Here is a 19075-nt window from a genome sequence, read left to right as displayed (position 1 = left end):
CACGCCCGCGTCGCTGATGGCGCGGTGGGCCGCCGCCGCGGACGACCCGGGGGCCCTGGGCGGGCGGGCCTGGGCGGTGCTCGGCGCCGGGGCGCGCGGGCCGGTGGTCGCGGACCTCGCCGCGGACGGGCCGCACCTGCTGGTGGCGGGCCCGGTGGGCAGCGGGCGCACGGAGCTGCTGCGGTCCGTTGCGGCGTCCCTCGCCGCCGCCGCGCGGCCCGACCGCCGCGGTGTCGTCCTCGTCGACGGCGGTGTCGACGGCCGGGACGGCGGCGGGGGCTCGGCGGGCGGCGGCACCGGGGAGCGGGCCGGCGAGGGGCTGCGCGCGTGTACGGACCTGCCCCACGTCAGCACCCACCTCGCCGCGAACGACCCGGTGCGCATGCGGGAGTTCGCGCAGTCCCTGACCGCGGAGCTGAAGCGGCGCGCGGAGCTGCTCGGGCGGCAGGGGTTCGCCGAGTGGCACACGGGGCGGGCGGTGGCCGGGCGGATGGTCGCGCCGCGCGGGGCGGCGGACGCCGCCGAAGTCTCCGGGGAGGCCGCGGAGTCGGAGGTGGCGGCCGGTGCCACACTGCGGCTGCGGCCCGCCAAGGCGGGGGCGCGGCCCGATCCGGGGCCGCCGCTCGCCCGGCTCGTCGTGGTCGTGGACGACTACGACGCGCTGCTCGCGCCCGCCCTCGGCTCGCCCGGGCGGCCGGCGGCCGGGTCGGTCGTACGGGCGCTGGAGGCGGTGGCCCGGGACGGGGAGCGGCTCGGGGTGCATCTGGTGGCCGCGGTGCGGGCGGTGGAGCGCGTGGCGGAGACGGAGGTGGGGCGGCGGGCCGGGCTGCGGGTCGTGCTGGACCCGCCGGGGGGCGGGGTCGAGGATCCCGCCCCCGGGCGGGGGGAGTTGCTGGGCCCCGACGGCAAGGTCACCGCCTTCCAGGCGGGCCGGGTGACCGGGCGCATCCCCCGGACGGCGACCCTGCGTCCCACCGTGGTCCCCCTGGAGTGGGACCGCATGGGCGATCCCCCCACGCGCCGCCCCGTCCGCGAACTGGGCAACGGCCCCACGGACCTGGCCCTCCTCGCCAGCGCCCTGGACCGGGCGACCCGAGAGGTCTCGGCGGAGCGGGTGCCGTCGCTGCTGTAGCGCTGCCGCGGAGCCGGGATGGGGGCTGGTCCTTGCCCTTGCCCTTGCCGCAGGCGTCGCTCGGCACTTCAGGCTGTGCCCATGGGTGGGGGGTGCCACGGGTGTCACGGGTGCCACGAGTGGACGGGGGGGGGGGGAGAAAACCGCCGCGGCAGCGGCGGGCACGGGACCCGCGCCCCCGGCGGAGCCACAGGTGGGCGGGGAGGCGGGAAGAGGCGACGGGCCGTCACACCGGCATCACGATCTACGAGTTGACACCGTAGACCGTCTTGCCGCCCCACCCGCCCGGGCGTAAACAGGCCGGGAACGGACTGTCAGGGGAAGAGAACGGGGCAGAGATGCGCAGCACTCTTCGTACACGCGCGGCCGGCCGCTTCGTCGCCGCCGCCACGGTCGGCGCCCTCGCGCTGGGGCTCACCGCGTGCGGTGGTGACGACAAGGACAAGGACGACGGGAACGGCGACGGCGGTGGCGGGACCACCGCGGCCACCGTGGACCTGCCGAAGCTGGACGGGCAGAAGCTGTCGGTCTCCGCGGTGTGGGGAGGCGCGGAGCGCAAGGTCTTCCTCCGGGTCCTCGACGAGTTCGAGAAGCGCACGGGCGCCGAGGTCTCCTTCGTCCCCGCGCAGGAGCCGATCATCAGCTTCCTGGCGTCGAAGGTGGCGGGCGGCGAGCCCCCGGACGTGGCGATGCTGCCGCAGGTCGGCGCGGTGCAGCAGGCCGTGGAGCGGAAGTGGGCCAAGCCCCTGGGCGCCGCGGCGCAGAAGGAGCTGGACGAGAACTACGCGGACGGCTGGAAGAAGCTCGGCGCGGTCGACGGCAAGCAGTACGGCGTGTACTTCAAGGCGGCCAACAAGTCGCTGGTCTGGTACAACACCAAGGTCTTCGAGAACGCGGGGGTCGAGGAGCCCAAGACCTGGGACGAGTTCATGCGGACCGCGCAGACGGTCTACGACTCCGGGGTGGCGCCCGTGTCGGTGGGCGGGGCCGAGGCCTGGACCCTCACCGACTGGTTCGAGAACGTCTACCTGTCGCAGGCGGGCCCCGAGAAGTACGACCAGCTCGCCCAGCACAAGATCAAGTGGACGGACCCGTCGGTCAAGGAGGCGCTGACGACGCTCGGCGGGCTCTTCGGGAAGAAGGGCTTCGTCGCGGGCGGCGCGAACGGCGCGCTGCAGACGGAGTTCCCGGCGTCCGTGAAGCAGACGTTCGTCGGCGGCGACCAGCCGAAGGCGGGCATGGTCTTCGAGGGCGACATGGTGTCGCTGTCCATCTCGGAGACGAAGGCGAAGATCGGCACCGACGCCAAGGTGTTCCCGTTCCCGGCGGTCGGGAAGGAGTCCCCGGCGGTGGTCGGCGGTGACGCCGCGGTCGCGCTGAAGGACGGCAAGGGCGCGCAGGCCCTGCTCACGTACCTCGCCTCGCCCGACGCCGCGAAGATCTGGGCCGAGGCGGGCGGCTTCGTCTCGCCGAACAAGAACCTGGACCTGGCCGCGTACCCGAACGACGTGCAGCGGGGCATCGCCAAGGCGCTGATCGCGGCGGGCGACGACATCCGCTTCGACATGTCCGACCAGGCTCCCCCGGCCTTCGGCGGGACCCCCGGCAAGGGCGAGTGGAAGGCCCTGCAGGACTTCCTGAAGAACCCGAAGGACGTCGCGGGCACCCAGCGGGCGCTGGAGGACGCGGCGGCCAAGGCGTACCCGAAGAGCTGACGCGGCGATGGCGATCCCGGACGCCGGGGGCACCGCGGCGGTGCCCCCGGCCGGCTCAGCGCGTACGACGACGACCGGCCCGCGCGGCGCCGGTCCCCGCAAGGGCGTGACCGGCACCCGCAAGGTGGTCGCGGCCCTGTTCCTGCTGCCCGCCCTGGTGCTGCTCGGGGCGCTCGTGCTGTACCCGATCGGGTACTCGGTGCTGCGCAGCTTCTTCGACAAGGGCGGCGACTTCACCGGTCTCGGCAACTACGAGACGATGTTCGAGGACGACGGCATCCGCACGGCGATCAAGAACACGGCGATCTGGGTGGTGTTCGCGCCGGCCGTGGCGACGGTGCTCGGCCTGATCTTCGCCGTGCTCACCGAACGGGTGCGCTGGGGCACGGCGTTCAAGATCGTGATCTTTATGCCGATGGCCATCTCCATGCTGGCGGCGGGCATCATCTTCCGGCTCGTGTACGAGTCGAACCCGGACCGCGGCGTGGCCAACGCCGTGTGGGTGGGGGTGCACGACACGTTCGCGGAGTCGTCGAACTTCCCGAGCGGGCACCTCGCCGCGCGCTCGCCGATGAAGGAGGCGGGCGGCGGCGCGTTCATCACCCGCGAGCCGGTGCGGGCCGGGCAGCCGGTGGCGCTGCCGCTGACCGGCGTACCGCCGAACAAGATGCCGGACGACGCGAAGTCCGCGAAGCCCGCGCAGGCCGAGCCGGACAAGGTCACCGGCACGGCCTGGCAGGACTTCACCCGCGGCAAGGGCCGCGGCGAGGTCAACGCGCCGGACCCGGCGGAGCTCGGCTACCCCGGCATCAGGATCGAGGCCGTCAAGGACGGCGAGGTCGTGGCCTCCACGAAGGCGTCGGACGACGGCACGTTCGCCCTGCCGAAGGAGGCCGACGGGGCGCTGCTCCGCTACCCCGGCTCCAACTTCCGCGCGCCGTACGACGGCGTCGACTGGCTCGGCCCGTCGCTCATCACGCCCGCCGTCATCGGCTCGTACGTGTGGATGTGGGCCGGGTTCGCGATGGTGCTCATCGCGGCGGGCCTGGCGAGCGTGCCGCGCGAGCTCCTGGAGGCGGCGCGGGTGGACGGCGCGAACGAGTGGCAGGTGTTCCGCCGGGTCACGGTGCCGCTGCTCGCACCCGTCCTCGCGGTGGTCCTGGTCACGCTGATGATCAACGTGATGAAGATCTTCGACCTGGTCTTCGTGATCCCGCCGGGCTCCTCCAAGGACGAGGCGAACGTGCTCGCCGTACAGCTCTACAACTCGGCCTTCGGGACGCAGGACAACGGCGTGGCGAGCGCGATCGCGGTGCTGCTCTTCCTGCTCGTGATCCCGGTGATGTGGTTCAACATGCGGCGGATGCGGCGGGAGGCCAAGCGATGACCGTGCCCACTCAGGCCGCCGCGTCGGGCGGTGTCGTCAAGGCCAAGCAGTCCCTTGGGGGCCGGATCGCCGCGCTGCTCGGCGGCACCGCGGTGCGGGTCGTCCTCATCCTGATCGGCCTGTTCTGGCTGGTGCCGACCCTCGGGCTGCTCATCGGCTCGCTGCGCACGAAGGAGGACATGAGCGAGACGGGGTGGTGGAAGGTCTTCGGCGCGCCGTCGCAGCTCACCTTCGAGAACTACTCCAGTCTCCTGAAGGACGAGACGATCACGGACTCGATCCTGACGAGCGTGTCCATCACCGTCCCGGCGACGCTGCTCGTCGTGGTGATCGGCTCGCTCGCCGGGTACGCGTTCGCGTGGATGGAGTTCCCCGGCCGCGACTGGTGGTTCCTCGGGGTGGTGGGGCTGCTGGTGGTGCCGGTGCAGGTGGCGCTGGTGCCGGTGTCGGACCTCTTCGGCAAGGTCGGCATCTTCGAGACGACGACGGGCGTGGTGCTCTTCCACACGGCCTTCGGGCTGCCGTTCGCCATCTTCCTGCTGCGGAACTTCTTCGCGGAGATCCCCCGGGAGCTCCTGGAGGCGGCCCGTCTCGACGGCGCCGGCGAACTGCGCCTGTTCGTACGGGTGGTGATGCCGCTCGGCGCCCCGGCGATCGCCTCGCTCGGCATCTTCCAGTTCCTGTGGGTGTGGAACGACATGCTGATCGCGCTGATCTTCGCGGACGCGGGCAGCCCGCCGATCACGGTGGCGCTCCAGCAGCAGGTGCGGTTCTTCGGGGACAACGTGCAGATCCTCGCGCCCGGCGCGTTCATCTCGATGGTGATCCCGCTGGCCGTGTTCTTCGCGTTCCAGCGGCAGTTCGTGTCCGGCGTGATGGCGGGCGCGGTCAAGTGAGCGCGCCCGCCGCGCTCCCCGGCGTGCGCCCGGCACGGCGTACGCCCGTCAAGCGCGCGCACGCACACGCCCACGCGTACACCGTGGCTCCGGGCGCCAAAGGGCGCGTGTAGTAAGGCAGTTGACGACCCAGGGGCGGTTCCGCACGGGACCGCCCCTGGGTCGTTCGCTTGACCGCCGTCCCCCGATGGAGACACCCCGGCGTAACTCAATCACCTCATAGGACGTTCCCGGGCAGAATGCCCGCGCCGACCCCTGGATGTGCCGTGCCCCGGTTCAGTGTCATCGTCCCCGTGTTCCAGGTGCAGGCGTATCTGCCCGCGTGCCTGACGTCCGTCCTGGAACAGAGCTGCACGGACTGGGAGTTGATCGCGGTCGAGGACCGCTCGCCGGACGGCCGCGGTTCCGCCGCGGACGAGTTCGCGGCCCGCGACCCGCGGGTGCACGTCGTGCGCCTGGACGGGCACGGGGGCCCCGGCCGCGCGCGCAACGCGGGCATGGAGCACGCCACCGGCGACTACCTGCTCTTCCTCGACGGCGACGACACCCTGGCCCCTGGCTCCCTCCAGGCGATCGCCGACCGGCTGAAGGAGACCGCCGAGCCGGACGTCCTCGTCTACGACCACGAGCGCGTGCACCGGACCGGTGAGCGCGTCCGCGACCGGCTCGCGCCCCTGCTCACCGAGGAGGGCCCGGCCCCCTTCGCGCTCGCCGACCGCCCCGGCCTGCTGCGGCTGCCGCCGGTGGCCTGGAACAAGGCGCACCGCCGCGCGTTCGTCGAGCGGCTGGGCCTGACCTTCCCACCTGGCGCGTACGAGGACGTCCCGTGGACGTACCCGCTGATGGTGTCGGCGGACTCGGTCGCCACGCTGGACCGGGTGTGCGTGCGCCACCGGCAACGGCGGCACGGCGGCGTCCCCGGGGCGCCCGGACCCGCCCCCTTCGACGTCTTCGCGCAATACGAACGGGTGTTCGCGTTCCTCGACGGGCGGCCCGGCCCGGCCGAGCGGTGGCGCGGGCCGGTCTTCCGGCGGATGGTCGACCACCTGCTGGCGATCCACAGCGGGCCCGAGCGGCTGCCGCGCGGCAGCCGCGCCGCGTTCCTGCGCGCGGCGCGCGTCCACTACCGCCGCTTCCACGTGCCCGGGGCGCGCCCGCTCCCGGGCACCCGGCTGCGCCATGCCCTGGTGCGGCTGGGCTCGCACCGCCTGTACCGGGCCCTGCGGGCGGTCCGCCGGACGGGCGCGGCGGTCCGGCGGGGCGCGGCCGGGGCGCTCGGCCGGGCGAGGGGCGCGTTGCTGCGGCTGCACTACCGCGCGCAGCGGCGGCTTCCGGTGCGCGCGGACCTCGCGGTGTTCACGGCGGGTGAGGGGCGAGGTTACGGCGGGGACCCGGGGGCCCTGGAGGCCGCGTTCCGCGAGCACGCGCCGCACGTGCGCACCGCGTGGCTCGCCCCGGCCGCGCTCCACCACACCGTCCCGGCCGGGACCCGCAGGCTCGCGCCGGGCACGGCCGCGTACTGGACGGCCCTCGCCCGCGCCGCGTACCTGGTGAGCGACGCGGGCCTCGATCCGCGCCTGGTCAAGCGGCCCGGGCAGGTGGTCGTGCGCTGCCACCGGGGGGCGCCGCTGGGGCACGAGGGCGTCGACCTCCTGGAGCGCCCGGCGGTGGCGTCCCGCACGGACGTCGCGGCCCTGCTGCGGGACGCCGACACCTGGGACTACGTCCTGTCGCCCAGCCGGCCCGCGACCCTGGCGTGGCAGCGGGCGTACCCGGCGGCGTACACCACGCTGGAGTACGGCTGCCCGCGCACCGACCGCTACCAGCGGGCCACCTCCGCCGACGTGGCCCGGCTGCGCGAGAGCCTCGGCGTGGCGCCGGGCACGACGGCGATCCTGTACGCGCCGGAGTACCGCGACTACCGGCGCACCCAGCGGCTCGGCGTCGACCTGGAGCTGCTGCTGCGGCGCCTCGGGCCGCGCTTCACCGTGCTCGTGCACGCCCCGCACGCCGACGCGGAACCGCTGCCGTCCCACCTCGCCGGGCGGTGCCTCGACGTGTCCGGCGAGAGCGACCCCGGGCGGCTGTGCCTGGCCGCGGACGCGCTGGTCACGGACTTCTCGCCGCTGATGTTCGACTACGCCGACCTGGACCGGCCCGTCGTCCTGTACGCCGACGACTGGGAGGCCTACGAGGCGGCGCGCGGGACCTACTTCGACGTGCGGGCGTTTCCGCCGGGGGCGGTGGCGCGCGGGCAGGACGAGCTCGCGGACATCTTCGCGTCCGGGCACTGGCGGGGGTCGCGGTCGGCGCAGTTGCGGAGGGCGTTCCGGGAGCGGTTCTGCCCCTACGACGACGGGGCCGCAGCCCACCGAACCGTACGCCGCCTCCTCCAGGGCCCCAGGCCCCCCGCGCCCCCGGTCACCCCCCGGCCCGTAACCCCAGCGTCCCGCTGATCGGCACCTGGGGCTGTGCGCACCCTCCCCCAAGCTCTCGGCTTCGCTCGAGCAGGGGGGACCCCCATCGCCCCGCGGGACGACTGCCCACAGCGGTTACCGCGGCGGAATCACGACGGCGGGAAAGCGCTCCGCGTCGGGGCCGGGCAGGCAAGGCCGGGGCGGCACGGGTGGGGGGGGGCGGGAAAGAACGCGCGACGGCGGGAAAGCGCTCCGCGTCGGGGCCGGGCGGGCAAGGCCAGGGCTGCACGGGTGGGCGGGTGGGAAAGGGGAGGCCCGCGCGCCGCACGCCGCCCGAGGGCCCCACACCGGGCAAAGTAGGGCAATGCACGCCTACCATCTCTTCGTCGGCCTGGCCCGAAGGGCCCGGCGGGCGGCCCGCTCCGCCCGCTACCGCGCGGAACGCCTGGCCGCAGGCCGCCACCGCGGCGGCACCCTGCTCACCCCCGTCCACCTGTCCCTCAGGGACAGCCGCACCCTGAACCTCGCCCTGCCCCTGCCCGCCCCGGACCTGCGCGCGGCGGAGCTCCTGATCACCCGCGGCCCGCGCCGCCACCGCGTACCGCTGACCGTCGAGCGGCTCGGCACCGGCGCCCCCCTGCTGACCGCGACGGCGACCCTCTACGACGCCGCGACCCCCGTCCGCCCAGGCCAGGGCCCCGTCCTCAGCGACGGCGTCTGGCGGCTCACCCTCGTGGTGACCGGGGCCGACGGCCGCGTACGCCGGCACGGTCTGACGCTCACGGAGACCCCGGCGCCGGCCACGCCGACGCTGCCGTACGCCCCGAACCCGCGCACCGGGACGCTCCTGCGCCTGGTGCGCTGCCGGGGCGGGCGGGCCGTGGTGCAGGTGACGCGGTCGCGGCCGCGCGCGGAGCTGGTGCGGTTCGAGCCGCGCGGGGACGGCATCACGGTGCACGGGCGGCTGGTCGCGGCCCGTGGCACGGGCCCGGCGCAGGCGGTGCGGCGGCGGGACGGGCGGGCCGTGCCGGTGCCACTGGCCTGGACCGGCGACCGGTTCCGCTTCGCGCTGCCGCTGGCGGCGATGGCGGCGGCGGGGCCCGGCCAGTGGGTGTGGGAGTTCCATGTGGCCGGGGTTCCGCTCGGGCGCCGGCTGACCGACGTACGGGATCTGCCGTCGGCGTTCCCCACGCCGTTCCGGGTGGTCGCCCTCGCGGGCGGCGGCCTGGTGCGCGCGCACCCGCACTTCACCGCGTCCGGCGCCTTCGCCGTGACCTGCCTGGACCTGACGCACCACCTCGACGAGCAGAAGGAGACCTCATGAAGATCACCTACCTCCTCGGCTGGGGAGACGAGATGGGCGGCACGGAGCTCGCCACCTACACGCAGGCGCTGCACCTCGCCGAGCGGCACGACGTGGAGGTCCTGTCCGTCTTCCGCACCCGGCCCGAGCCGTTTTTCCCCGAGGCGCGCGAGCTGCCCGTGCGCTACCTGGTGGACCGCACGCTGACGCCCGAGCGGCCGGTGCGCGTGTCCCGCCTCGACGAGGCCGCCTGCCGGACGCTCGCGGCGCTGCCCAGCGAACTGATCGACCCCGCCTGGGAGTCGGCGTTCGACCGGCTCGCGGACGTGGAGCTGCGCGCGGCGCTGACCACGCTCGACTCCGACGTGCTGGTGACGACCACGCCCGCGCTGCTCGCCGCGGCGGTCGAGCTGGCGCCCGCCCGCGTGGTGACCGTGCACCAGGAGCACCGGCCGACGCAGCGCCGGGGCTCCTCCGGCGAGCCGCTGCTGCTGTACGCGCCGCGCCTGGACGCCCTGGTCACGCTGACGGAGCGGACCCGGGAGTGGATCGCGGAGTCCCTGGGCGCGACGGCGCCGGAGCTGGCGGTGATCCCCAACGCCGTGCCGGACGGCTTCCGGCCGCGCGCCGACGGCCGCGCCAAGGTCGTGGTGATGGCCGCGCGCCTCACCGGCGAGAAGCGGGTCGACCACGCGGTCCGGGCGTTCGCGCGGATCGCCGAGGCGCACCCGGACTGGACGCTGCGGGTCTTCGGCAGCGGCCACCGGGAGCAGAGCCTGCGCCGCCTGGTGGACGCCTACGGCCTCCAGGACCGGGTGGAGCTCCTCGGGCCGTGCCAGGACATGGCCGCGGAGTGGGCGAAGGCGGGCATGACGCTGATGACCGCGGGCCACAACGAGGCGTTCCCGCTGGTGCTCCTCGAGGCGCTCGCGGCGGGCGTGCCGGTGGTCGCGTACGACGTCCTGACCGGCCCCGCCGAGATCGTGCGGCACCGGGTGGACGGGCTGCTCGTGCCGCCCGGCGACGTGGAGCAGCTCGCCTCCGCGATGGCGGAGCTGATGTCCGACGACACCACCCGCTTCGACTTCGCGCGGGCCGCGCGCAAGGGCGTGTACGACCGCTTCTCGTCCGCGCGCGTGACCGCGCTGTGGGAGGAGCTGTACGCGCGGCTCGTCGCGGGCCGCGACCGGCCCGAGCGGCTCGCCGAGCGCGCGGACAAGGTGGCGCTCGGCGTCGCCTCCGGCGGCCCCGGCTTCCGGCCGACCGCGCCGCACACCCTGGTCGCCGGGGCGCCGGCCGACGAGCGGGCCCGCGAGGAGGAGATCCGGGCGGCGCACCCGCGCCTGATCCGCTCGGTGGGCCGCCTGGCCGAGCAGCGCGACGACGTCCTCGCCGCCCGCATGGCCGCCCTCAACCTCGACCTGACCGCGTCCGCGCTCCAGACGCACGACGTCCCGTACATCCTGGTCCGTACGCACGGCAGCGGGGCCTCGCACACCCTCGCCGTCGCCGACGACCACCGCGACGCCGCCCTGAAGGCCCTCGCCGAGGTGCTCCAGGGCCGGCCGGTCTACGCCGAGCTGGTGCGGCCGCGGGACGCCGCGCCGGGGGTGGTGCTCGCCGAGCGCCTGGACAGCCTCGGCGAGATGGCGGGCCTGAAGGTCTTCAAGCCGGTCACCACGTCGACGCTGTCGCTGCGCCACGGCGTGCAGCAGGCGTGCACGGTGGCGTTCTGGACCCGCACCGGCGAGCCGGAGGAGAGCGGGTGGGCCTGGCGGGCGCCGTTCGGCAGCACGCTCGCCGGGTACCAGCTCCCGTCGCTCACGCCCACCGCGCGGCTGCGCGTCGGCGAGCGGGAGTACCCGACGCTGGAGGTGTTCACGCAGCTCCTGATGAAGGACGTCGGCTTCCCCGTCGACGCCGTCTACACCTGGGTCGACGACACCGACCCGCAGTGGCGCGCGGCCCGTGCCACCGCCCTGGGCAGGCCGGGCGACGCCGCCTCGGCCGACACGGGCCCGGTCCGCTTCCGCAACCGCGACGAGCTGCGGTACTCGCTGCGGTCCCTGGCGATGTACGCGCCCTGGGTGCGCCACGTCTACCTGGTCACGGCGGGCCAGGTCCCGGCGTGGCTGGACACGGCGCACCCGGGCGTGACGGTGGTCGACCACCGCGAGCTGTTCGCCGACCCGGACGCCTGCCTGCCGACGTTCAACTCGCACGCCATCGAGACCCAGCTCCACCGCATCGAGGGCCTGTCCGAGCACTTCCTGTACGTCAACGACGACATGTTCCTGGGCCGCCCCACCGCCCCGGACACCTTCTTCCTGCCCAACGGGCTCACCCGGTTCTTCTGGTCGTCGGTCTCCGTGCCCGACCTGCCGGTGTCCGCCGCCGACGAGGGCTACCTGGCCGCCGCGAAGAACAACCGGGAGCTGCTGCGCCGCGACTTCGGCCGCACCGCGACGCACTGCCTGCTGCACGTGCCGTACGCGTTGCGGCGCAGCGTCCTGCAGGAGCTCGCCGAGCGGTACGGCCGTGAGCTGGCGGCGACGGCCCGCAGCGCGTTCCGGGGCAACGGCGACCACTCCGTCGTCTCGTCGCTGTTCCAGCACTACGCGTATCTGACGGGGCGGGCGGTGCCGGGGTCGATCACGTACGACTTCGTGGACATCGCCGACCGCGCCCACCACGCCCGGCTCGGGCGGCTGCTCCAGTCGCGGCACAAGACCGCGTTCTGCGTCGGCGAGTCGCCCGGCGGCGGCCTGGCGGAGGAGGAGCGGGCGCTGGCGCTGCGGGCGTTCCTGGCGGCGTACTTCCCGGTGCGCTCGCCCTACGAGAAGGCGGAACGGGCCAAGGGCTGACGTCTCCTCAGGCGCCGCCCAGGAAGAGGTGGCGCACCACCCGCTCGGCCGCGCCTCCGTCGTCGTACGGGCAGAAGCGGGCCCGGAAGGCGGAGCGCAGCCGGGTGGTGGCGTCGGTGTCCCAGGCGCCGTCGCAGAACAGCGCGATCAGCTCGTCCTCGGTGGTCGCCACCGCGCCGGGGGTCTCGCCCTCGCGGCCGGAGAGGAGGTCGAAGTAGGTGCCGCGGGCGAGCCGGTAGGCCTGCCAGTCGGGGGCGTAGGTGACGATCGGGCGGTCCAGGCAGGCGTAGTCGAACATCAGCGAGGAGTAGTCCGTGACCAGCGCGTCGGCGGCCAGGCACAGGTCCTCCACGCGCGGGTGCCCGGTGACGTCGACGATGCCCGGGTGCGTGGCGGCGAGGTCCGCGGCGGCGCCGTAGAAGTAGTGGGCGCGGACCAGCAGGACGTACGCGGGGCCGAGCGCGGCGGCGAAGCGCTCCAGGTCGAGGCGGGGCAGGAAGCCCTTCTGGTAGTCGCGGTGGGTGGGGGCGTACAGCAGGACCTTCTGGCCCTCCTGGACGCCGAGTTCCTTGCGGACGCGGGTGACGTCGTCGGCGGTCGCGGTGAAGTACACGTCGTTGCGCGGGTAGCCGAGCTCCAGGGCGCGGTAGGACGCGGAGGGGTAGACGCGCTCCCAGGTCTCGGTGGAGTGCGGGTTGGCGGAGAGGCTGTAGTCCCACTGGTCGACGTGGGCCAGCAGGCGCCGGAAGCTGAGGTTGTGCGTGCTCGCCGGGTAGCGCCGCTGGTCCATGCCCATCTTCTTCAGGGGCGTGCCGTGGTGGGTCTGGAGGTAGACCTGGCCGGGGCGCTTGGTGAAGCCGCCGGGGAAGCTGGAGTTGTTGATCAGGTAGGTGGCGCGGGCCATGAGCCGCCAGTAGCCGAGCGAGTCCGCGACGACGTGGTCGACGCCGGGCGGGACCCGGTGCCGGTGGTGGTACGAGACGACGAAGACGCCCCGGACGTGCGGGGCGAGTTCGCGGGCCTTGGCGTGGATGGCGGCCGGGTTGCAGGCGACACCGCGGTTCCAGTACGCGCCGTACACGGCGAGGTGCGGGTCGAGGCGCGCGGTGCGCAGCTCGGCGCGGTAGGCGGTGCGCTTGACGCGGTCGGCGAGCTGCTTGCGGCGCCGGGTGAGCTGGGCGCGCAGGGCGGCGCTCCGGGCCGCGGACCGCTCGAGGCGCCGGTAGGCGCGGTACGAGCCGTCGGCGAGGGCGCGCTCCTCGGCCGACGCGGGCTCGTGTCCGGGCGGCCGGTGCGCGGCGAGGAGCCGGGCGGCGCGGCGGAAGAACGCGGGCCGCTCGTCGCGGGGCAGGCGCCCGGGGTCGCCGGCGACGGCGAGCAGGTGGCGGACGGCACCCGGGTAGAGCCGGGCGGCGGCGTCGGGCCGGTCGTAGCCGGCGGTGAACAGGTCCTCGTAGCGGTCGAGCACCGTCAGGTGGCGCTCGCCGGGCGCGTGGGCGAGGCCGCCGTCGCGCCGCTCGCGCCGGCGTACGCAGGCCCGGTCCAGGGCGGCGACGCGGTCCCCGGCCAGCAGGACCGCCCGGTGCGCGGGCACCACGGCCTCGTAGGGGCCGGTGGAGAACGCCAGGTGCCGGCCGGTCCAGAACTCCCGCCGCACGGCGCGGTTCCAGGCGGCGGGCGTCACGGCGAGGGGGTCACCGGCCACGTCGTCGCCGCCGGGCCGCACGTCGCCCCACCAGTCGGTGCGGTCGTGGCCGAACAGCAGCACGTCGGGGTCGCCCGCGTCCGTGAGGGCGGCGTCGGCGGCGGCGAGGGCGCCGGGGAGCAGCAGGTCGTCACCGTCGAGGAAGAGCAGATAGGTGCCGGTGGCGCGGTCGGCTCCGGCGTTGCGGGCGGGGCCGGGGCCCCGGCGCTCGGGCAGCCGGACGAGGCGGGCGCGCGGGTCGCGGCGCGCGTACTCGGCGCCGATGTCCGCGCAGCCGTCGGGGGAGGCGTCGTCGACGACGATCAGTTCGAGGTCGCCGAACGACTGGCCGAGCACGGAGTCCAGGCACTCCCTCAGGTACCCCTGGACGCGGTGGGCGGGCACGACAACGGAGAAGCGCGACATGCGCACCGACGGTAGCCAATGCGTACGGACCGCCGAAGAACCCTCACTCGTAGGGGTGATCGGCGCCGCGAAGGCCGACACGGCACGGCAAACCGGATGGATATCCCCGTAATAGGAGTATTGATCCCATACGCCCAGGAATATTCCCATGAAAGGCCGGTCGCCGTGCAGCCCCGACTCAGCGTCGTCGTGCCCATCTACAACGTCGAGGAGTTCCTCGAGGAGTGCCTGGAGTCGATCGCCCAGCAGTCGGTCGGCACCGGGGACAAGGCCGGTGACCTGGAGGTCGTCCTCGTCGACGACGGCTCCACCGACGCGAGCCCCGACATCGCCCGCGCCTTCGCCGCCCGCGACCCGCGCTTCACCTATGTGCGCCAGGACAACGCGGGCCTGAGCGCCGCCCGCAACACCGGGGTGCGGCACGCCGATCCGGCGGCCACCTATCTGACGTTCGTGGACAGCGACGACGTGGTGCCGCACGGCGCGTACGCCCGGATGGTCGCGAGCCTGGACGCGAGCGGCTCCGACTTCGCCACCGGCAACGTCTGGCGGCTCACCGCGCGCGGCCGCTCCCAGGCCTGGCAGTACCAGTGGCTGACCGGCTCGCGCACCCGCACCCACATCAGCCGCGACCTCGCGCTGCTCGCCGACCGCGTCGCCTGGAACAAGGTGTTCCGCAGGGACTTCTGGGACCGGCACGACTTCGCCTTCCCCGAGGGACGGCTGTACGAGGACACCCCGGTGATGATCCCCGCGCACTTCCTCGCCGGCGCCGTGGACGTGCTGAGCGAACACGTCTACTACTGGCGGGTGCGCGAGGGCTCCATCACGCGGCGGCGCACCGACGTCAAGGGCGTGCGCGACCGGATCGCGGCCTGCGCGGACGTCAGCTCCTTCCTCGCCGGGCACGCGCCGGAGCTGAAGGCGGTGTACGACGCGTCCTGCCTGCGGGACGACTTCGTGTACTTCCTGGAGGGCCTGCCCATGGGCGGCCCCGAGTACCGGGCGGCGTTCCTCGAGGGCACCGCCGCCTTCCTGCGCGCCTGCGACCCCTCCGTGCCGCGCCGGCTCCCCGTCGACCTGCGTGTGAAGTGGCACCTGGTGCGCGAGGGGCGGGGAGAGGAGCTGATCGGGCTCCTCGACGGGGAACGGCGCGGCGGCAAGGGCGCGTTCACCGTGCGCGGCGCCCTGCGCCGGTACGCGGCCTTCCCCGGCGTGGGCGCCCTGCCCAAGGAGGTCACCCGGCTCGGCAAGGGCGAACTGCCCGTCGTGGCCCGGCTGCGCGAGGCCGTCTGGGACGCGGACGGCACGCTGCGCCTGCGCGGCTACGCGTACGTGCGCAACCTGGAGGCGGCCCGCGCCGCGCACAGCGTGAAGGCCGGGCTGCTGAAGTCCGCCCACGCGCGCGGGCAGTTCCGGTACGTGCCGACCCGCACGGTCGCCGCGCCCGAGGCGACCGAGGCCTCCGGGCAGCGGGTGCACTGCTACGACCGGTCCGGCTTCGAGATGCGGATCAACCCCGAGCGGCTGCGGATCGAGGGCCGCTGGCAGCCCGGCAACTGGCTGCTCGGCGTCGTCGTCGCGGGCCACGGCAGGGTCCGGCGCGCGGCCGTGCGCGCCGAGGACGGCGCGGGCACCCAGACGCTGGTCCGCGACCTGGAGGACGGCGTCCGCCTCGCGGCCGGCTTCAGCAAGGGGCGCCTGGTGCTGCGCGTCCAGGAGTACACCGCGCGCGTGGACTCCCACCGCCTCGACGGCGGCGACGTGGTGCTGACGGGCACGCTCCACGACGACGTCCACCCCAGGGCGCTGCGCCTGAGCAACGCCCAGGCGGTGTTCGACTGCCCCCTGGCCGTCGCCGGGTACCGCTTCGACGCCCGCCTGCGCCTGGCCGGCCTGGAGGACGTGCCGCCCGCCCCGCACCACGCGCCCGCCCAGGTCGAGCCGGCGCACGGCGACCGCTGGCAGGCCCACCTCGTCCTGGCCGACGGCAGCCTGGTCCCGGTGGCCGCCGCGCTCGGGCTGCCGCCGGGCCGGTACGCGTCCCGGCCCGGCCGCGAGCTGTGCGCCACCGCCGACGACCAGGGCCGCCTCGTCGTCGACCTCACCCGGCAGCCCGTCGCCGACCGTGTGCTGTGGGCCACCGACGGCTCCCTGACCGTCGAGGGCACGGCGACCCCCGCGAGCTGGCCGACGGCCGACCTCGTGCTGCGCCACAGCGTCCGCGACGACGAGGTGACCGTGCCGGTGGAGCGGAACCTGCACGAGGGCAGCGCCCGCTTCCGCGCGGTGTTCGCCCCGGGCGGCGGCCTGCTGCGCCAGGGCCGCTGGTACGCCTTCCTGCGCGAGGCCGGGGAGAGCGGCCCCGGCGTTCCGGTGCGGGTGCTCGCCTCGCTGGGCGCGGCGCTGCCGGAGCGCCGTACCGTCGAGGGGCGCGAGGTCACGGTCGGGCGGCGCTTCGGCGACCGGCTCGTGATCGAGTCCGGGTCGGTGCTCGCCCCCGCCGAGCGCGGCGCCTACCGCCGCCACCGGCTGCGCACCGGGCACTACCCGCGCGAGCGCGCCCAGGCCCTGCGCGACGCGGTCCTGTACCTCGACGGGGACTCGCCGCGGGCCGTGCACGAGGAGCTGGTGCGGCGCGGCACCGAGACCGAGCACCTGTGGGTCACGCGCGACCAGCAGACGGCGGTGCCGCCCGGCGCACTCGGCGTGGAGGAGCACAGCGCCGCCTGGTACGAGGCCCTGGCCCGCTGCCGCCGCATCGTCGCCGCGGACCACCTGCCGGACTTCTTCGAGCGGCGCGAGGGCCAGACCGTCGTGCAGACCTGGCACGGCGTCCCCCTCAAGCGCATCGGCACCGACCTGACGGACACCCTGTACGCCGACCACCGCCACCTGGACGCGCTGCCCCGCCTGGCGCGCCAGTGGTCCGTCCTGGTCTCCCCCGGCCGCTTCGCCACCGCGCACCTGCGGCGCGCCCTCGCCTACGACGGGGAGGTCCTGGAGGCCGGGTCGCCGCGCAACGACGTGCTGTTCGCCGCCGACCGCGCCAAGGTCGCCGACCGCGTGCGGCACGAACTGGGCCTCACGCCGGACAAGCGGGTGGTGCTGTATGCGCCGACGTACCGCGACCATCTGGCCGCGGGCCCGGGGCACTTCCGCCACGAGTCGGCGCTCGACCTCCGCGCCGCCGAGCGGGCGCTCGGCCACGACCACGTGCTGCTGGTCCGCAAGCACCCGCTGGCGTCCGGCCGGCTGCCGGGCGCCCGCGCGCCCTTCGTCCGCGACGTCAGCGCGTACCCCCGCGCCGCCGAACTGCTGCTGGTCGCCGACGTGCTCGTCACCGACTACTCGTCCCTGATGTTCGACTTCGCGCACACCGGCCGCCCGATGCTGTTCCACGCCTACGACCTGGAGCACTACCGGGACACCGTGCGCGGCTTCTACCTCGACTTCGAGACCCGCGCGCCGGGGCCGCTGCTCGCCTCCACCGACGACGTCGTGGCCGCGCTGCGCGACCTCGACGCGGTGGCCGCCCGGCACGCCGAGGCGTACGCGTCCTTCCGCGAGGACTACTGCGACCTCGACGACGGCCACGCCGCCGCCCGCGTCGCGGACAGGCTCCTGGGATGAGGGCCCTGCCGACGCTGCCGGCGCCGCAGGTCCGCCGTGCCGCCCGCGGCGCGACGGCCTCCGGGGCCGGGCGGCGCCGGCCAGGACCGTACCTGGTGTGCGGCGCGCTGTTCTGGCTCGTCATGACGCTCGCGTACTGGCGGGTGCCGATGTGCTGCGACTTCGGGCAGCACGCGGCGGTGGTGGAACGCCTCAGGGCGGACCTGCTGCACCCGCGCCACCCGATGGCGGACCTGCCGGGCGACGGCAGCGCGTACTACTCGCCGTACGCCGTCGCCCAGGCCCTCGTCGCCAAAACCACGGGCCTCGCCGGCTGGCAGGTGGTGAAGGTCTCCGGACCGCTGAACCTGCTGGTCCTGCTGACGGGCATCGGCCGCTTCGTACGCGTGCTCACGCCCCGGCCGTGGGCGCCGGTGCTCGCCCTGGGCGCGATGGTCCTGCTGTGGGGCACGCGGACGGCGTGGTGGAGCGGCTACCTGGGCCTGATGTCGATGACGGGGAACCTGGGCTACCCGTCCACGTGCGCGATCGGCCTGGCGTTCTGGGCCTGGGCGTGGGCGGCCCGCGGCCCGCTGTCCTGGCGGGGGCACGCGGGCCTGGGCGCGCTGTGCGGCCTCGTCCTGCTCATCCACCCGATCTCGTCGGTCGCCGCGGTCATCGGCGTGGTGTCCTTCGCCTGCGGCGGGTCCATTCGCGGCGCCGCGGCCCTGGCCCGGACGCTGCCGCGGTGGGGCCTGACGTGCGCGGCCGCGCTGGCGGTGGCCACGACCTGGCCCTACTTCAACCCGCTCGCGCTGGTCGGCGACCAGAGCGTCGACTGGATCCACCGCCAGCTCTACACCGAGATGCCGCAGCGCTTCTGGCTGGCCGCGCTCGGCCTCCCGGCGCTGTTCGTCCGCTGGCGCCGGGACCACCGCGACCCGCTGGTGCTGATGTTCGCGCTGGACTGCGCGGTGGTGGCCTACGGCTGGTGCAGCGGCCACTACACCTACGGCCGCATCCTGGGCCTGACCCTGGTGCCGCTCCAGTTCGCCCTCGCCGTCGAGCTGGCGGCGCCCCGGCCCTGGGGGACGCGCCGCGCGGCGCTGGCGGGGGCGACCGCGCTCGGCGCGGCCGTCGGGTTCTTCCAGGTCCAGGCGGGTGCCGTGGTGCCGCGCGCGCTCGACCCGATCGGCTTCGACCAGCCGCCGCGGTGGCCGGACTACACCTGGGCGACGTCGCGGATGCGCCCCGGCGACGTGGTGCTCACCGACGGCTACCGGCCCACGCGGTCGCTCCCGGCCGCCGGCGTCGACCTCGTCGCGCCCGCCTGGCCGGACACCTCGCTCGACGACGACGTCCGCCAGCGGCGGCTGCGCGCGGTGCGGGACTACCTCGCGCCGGACTCCACCCGCGCCGAACGCGCCGCCGTGGTCCGCCGCTACCACGTGCGCTGGCTGCTGCTCGCCCCCGCGCAGCGGGTACCGCCGGAGGCGGTGGTGGTGGCGTGGGGACCGCGCACGGGCGAGGTCCTCGCGCGGGTCGGCGGGCCGGGCCCGCGGCGTCCGTGACGGTGGGGCGGGGCTCAACTCGCAGGGCGTACGTGACGGGGGCCCAGCCCCTCGGGCGTACGTGACGA

At 75.0% G+C, this 19075-nt stretch carries 10 protein-coding genes; 9 read left to right on the top strand and 1 reads right to left on the bottom strand.

What is annotated here, in order from left to right:
* The 7 genes from QK440_RS32745 to QK440_RS32715 all read left to right on the top strand — a co-directional run.
* The coding region (locus QK440_RS32745) for an FtsK/SpoIIIE domain-containing protein (RefSeq protein ID WP_349239334.1) at positions 1–1132 on the top strand (1132 nt) is incomplete at its 5' end.
* A gap of 338 nt (positions 1133–1470) precedes the next feature.
* Positions 1471–2847 carry an extracellular solute-binding protein gene (locus tag QK440_RS32740; protein WP_282796875.1) on the top strand — a complete coding sequence of 459 codons (1377 nt, stop codon included), beginning with the start codon at positions 1471–1473 and terminating at the stop codon, positions 2845–2847.
* Between the two features lie 106 nt (positions 2848–2953).
* A complete protein-coding gene (locus tag QK440_RS32735) occupies positions 2954–4234 on the top strand; it encodes a sugar ABC transporter permease (protein ID WP_349239335.1) in 1281 nt (426 codons plus the stop codon).
* The gene (locus QK440_RS32730; protein ID WP_282796873.1) at positions 4231–5130 is read left to right on the top strand and encodes a carbohydrate ABC transporter permease; all 900 of its coding nucleotides are present in this window, start codon (positions 4231–4233) and stop codon (positions 5128–5130) included. Before QK440_RS32735 ends, QK440_RS32730 begins: the two co-directional genes overlap by 4 nt.
* A 266-nt stretch (positions 5131–5396) precedes the next feature.
* Positions 5397–7586 (top strand): bifunctional glycosyltransferase family 2 protein/CDP-glycerol:glycerophosphate glycerophosphotransferase, encoded by a 2190-nt coding sequence (locus tag QK440_RS32725; protein WP_282796872.1) that lies wholly within the window; start codon positions 5397–5399, stop codon positions 7584–7586.
* Positions 7587–7911: 325 nt separating this feature from the next.
* Positions 7912–8871, top strand: coding sequence for a hypothetical protein (locus QK440_RS32720; RefSeq protein ID WP_282796871.1), 960 nt, complete (start codon positions 7912–7914; stop codon positions 8869–8871).
* A complete protein-coding gene (locus QK440_RS32715) occupies positions 8868–11714 on the top strand; it encodes a stealth conserved region 3 domain-containing protein (protein ID WP_282796870.1) in 2847 nt (948 codons plus the stop codon). Before QK440_RS32720 ends, QK440_RS32715 begins: the two co-directional genes overlap by 4 nt.
* A gap of 7 nt (positions 11715–11721) precedes the next feature.
* Here QK440_RS32715 and QK440_RS32710 read toward each other — a convergent pair whose 3' ends face one another.
* On the bottom strand, positions 11722–13824 hold the full coding sequence (locus QK440_RS32710; RefSeq protein ID WP_282796869.1) for a bifunctional glycosyltransferase family 2 protein/CDP-glycerol:glycerophosphate glycerophosphotransferase: 2103 nt from the start codon (positions 13822–13824) through the stop codon (positions 11722–11724).
* A gap of 165 nt (positions 13825–13989) precedes the next feature.
* Here QK440_RS32710 and QK440_RS32705 point away from each other — a divergent pair, with 165 nt between their 5' ends.
* Both QK440_RS32705 and QK440_RS32700 read left to right on the top strand, forming a co-directional pair.
* Positions 13990–17457: a CDP-glycerol glycerophosphotransferase family protein gene (locus QK440_RS32705; protein WP_282796868.1), complete on the top strand. Its 3468-nt coding sequence runs from the start codon at positions 13990–13992 to the stop codon at positions 17455–17457.
* Positions 17454–19007: a hypothetical protein gene (locus tag QK440_RS32700; RefSeq protein ID WP_282796867.1), complete on the top strand. Its 1554-nt coding sequence runs from the start codon at positions 17454–17456 to the stop codon at positions 19005–19007. The genes QK440_RS32705 and QK440_RS32700 overlap by 4 nt, the downstream gene beginning before the upstream one ends.
* Positions 19008–19075: the final 68 nt, after the last annotated feature.

The sequence above is a fragment of the Streptomyces sp. CC224B genome (genome assembly GCF_030010595.1).
GTDB lineage: Bacteria > Actinomycetota > Actinomycetes > Streptomycetales > Streptomycetaceae > Streptomyces > Streptomyces longispororuber.
This window is presented reverse-complemented; position numbering and strand designations above follow the sequence as displayed.

Bases quoted from the DNA above. Each gene is read 5' to 3' on its own strand.
- QK440_RS32740 (WP_282796875.1), top strand. From the start codon at position 1,471: ATGCGCAGCACTCTTCGTACACGCGCGGCCGGCCGCTTCGTCGCCGCC.
- QK440_RS32715 (WP_282796870.1), top strand. From the start codon at position 8,868: ATGAAGATCACCTACCTCCTCGGCTGGGGAGACGAGATGGGCGGCACG.
- QK440_RS32700 (WP_282796867.1), top strand. From the start codon at position 17,454: ATGAGGGCCCTGCCGACGCTGCCGGCGCCGCAGGTCCGCCGTGCCGCC.
- QK440_RS32720 (WP_282796871.1), top strand. From the start codon at position 7,912: ATGCACGCCTACCATCTCTTCGTCGGCCTGGCCCGAAGGGCCCGGCGG.
- QK440_RS32710 (WP_282796869.1), bottom strand. From the start codon at position 13,824: ATGTCGCGCTTCTCCGTTGTCGTGCCCGCCCACCGCGTCCAGGGGTAC.
- QK440_RS32730 (WP_282796873.1), top strand. From the start codon at position 4,231: ATGACCGTGCCCACTCAGGCCGCCGCGTCGGGCGGTGTCGTCAAGGCC.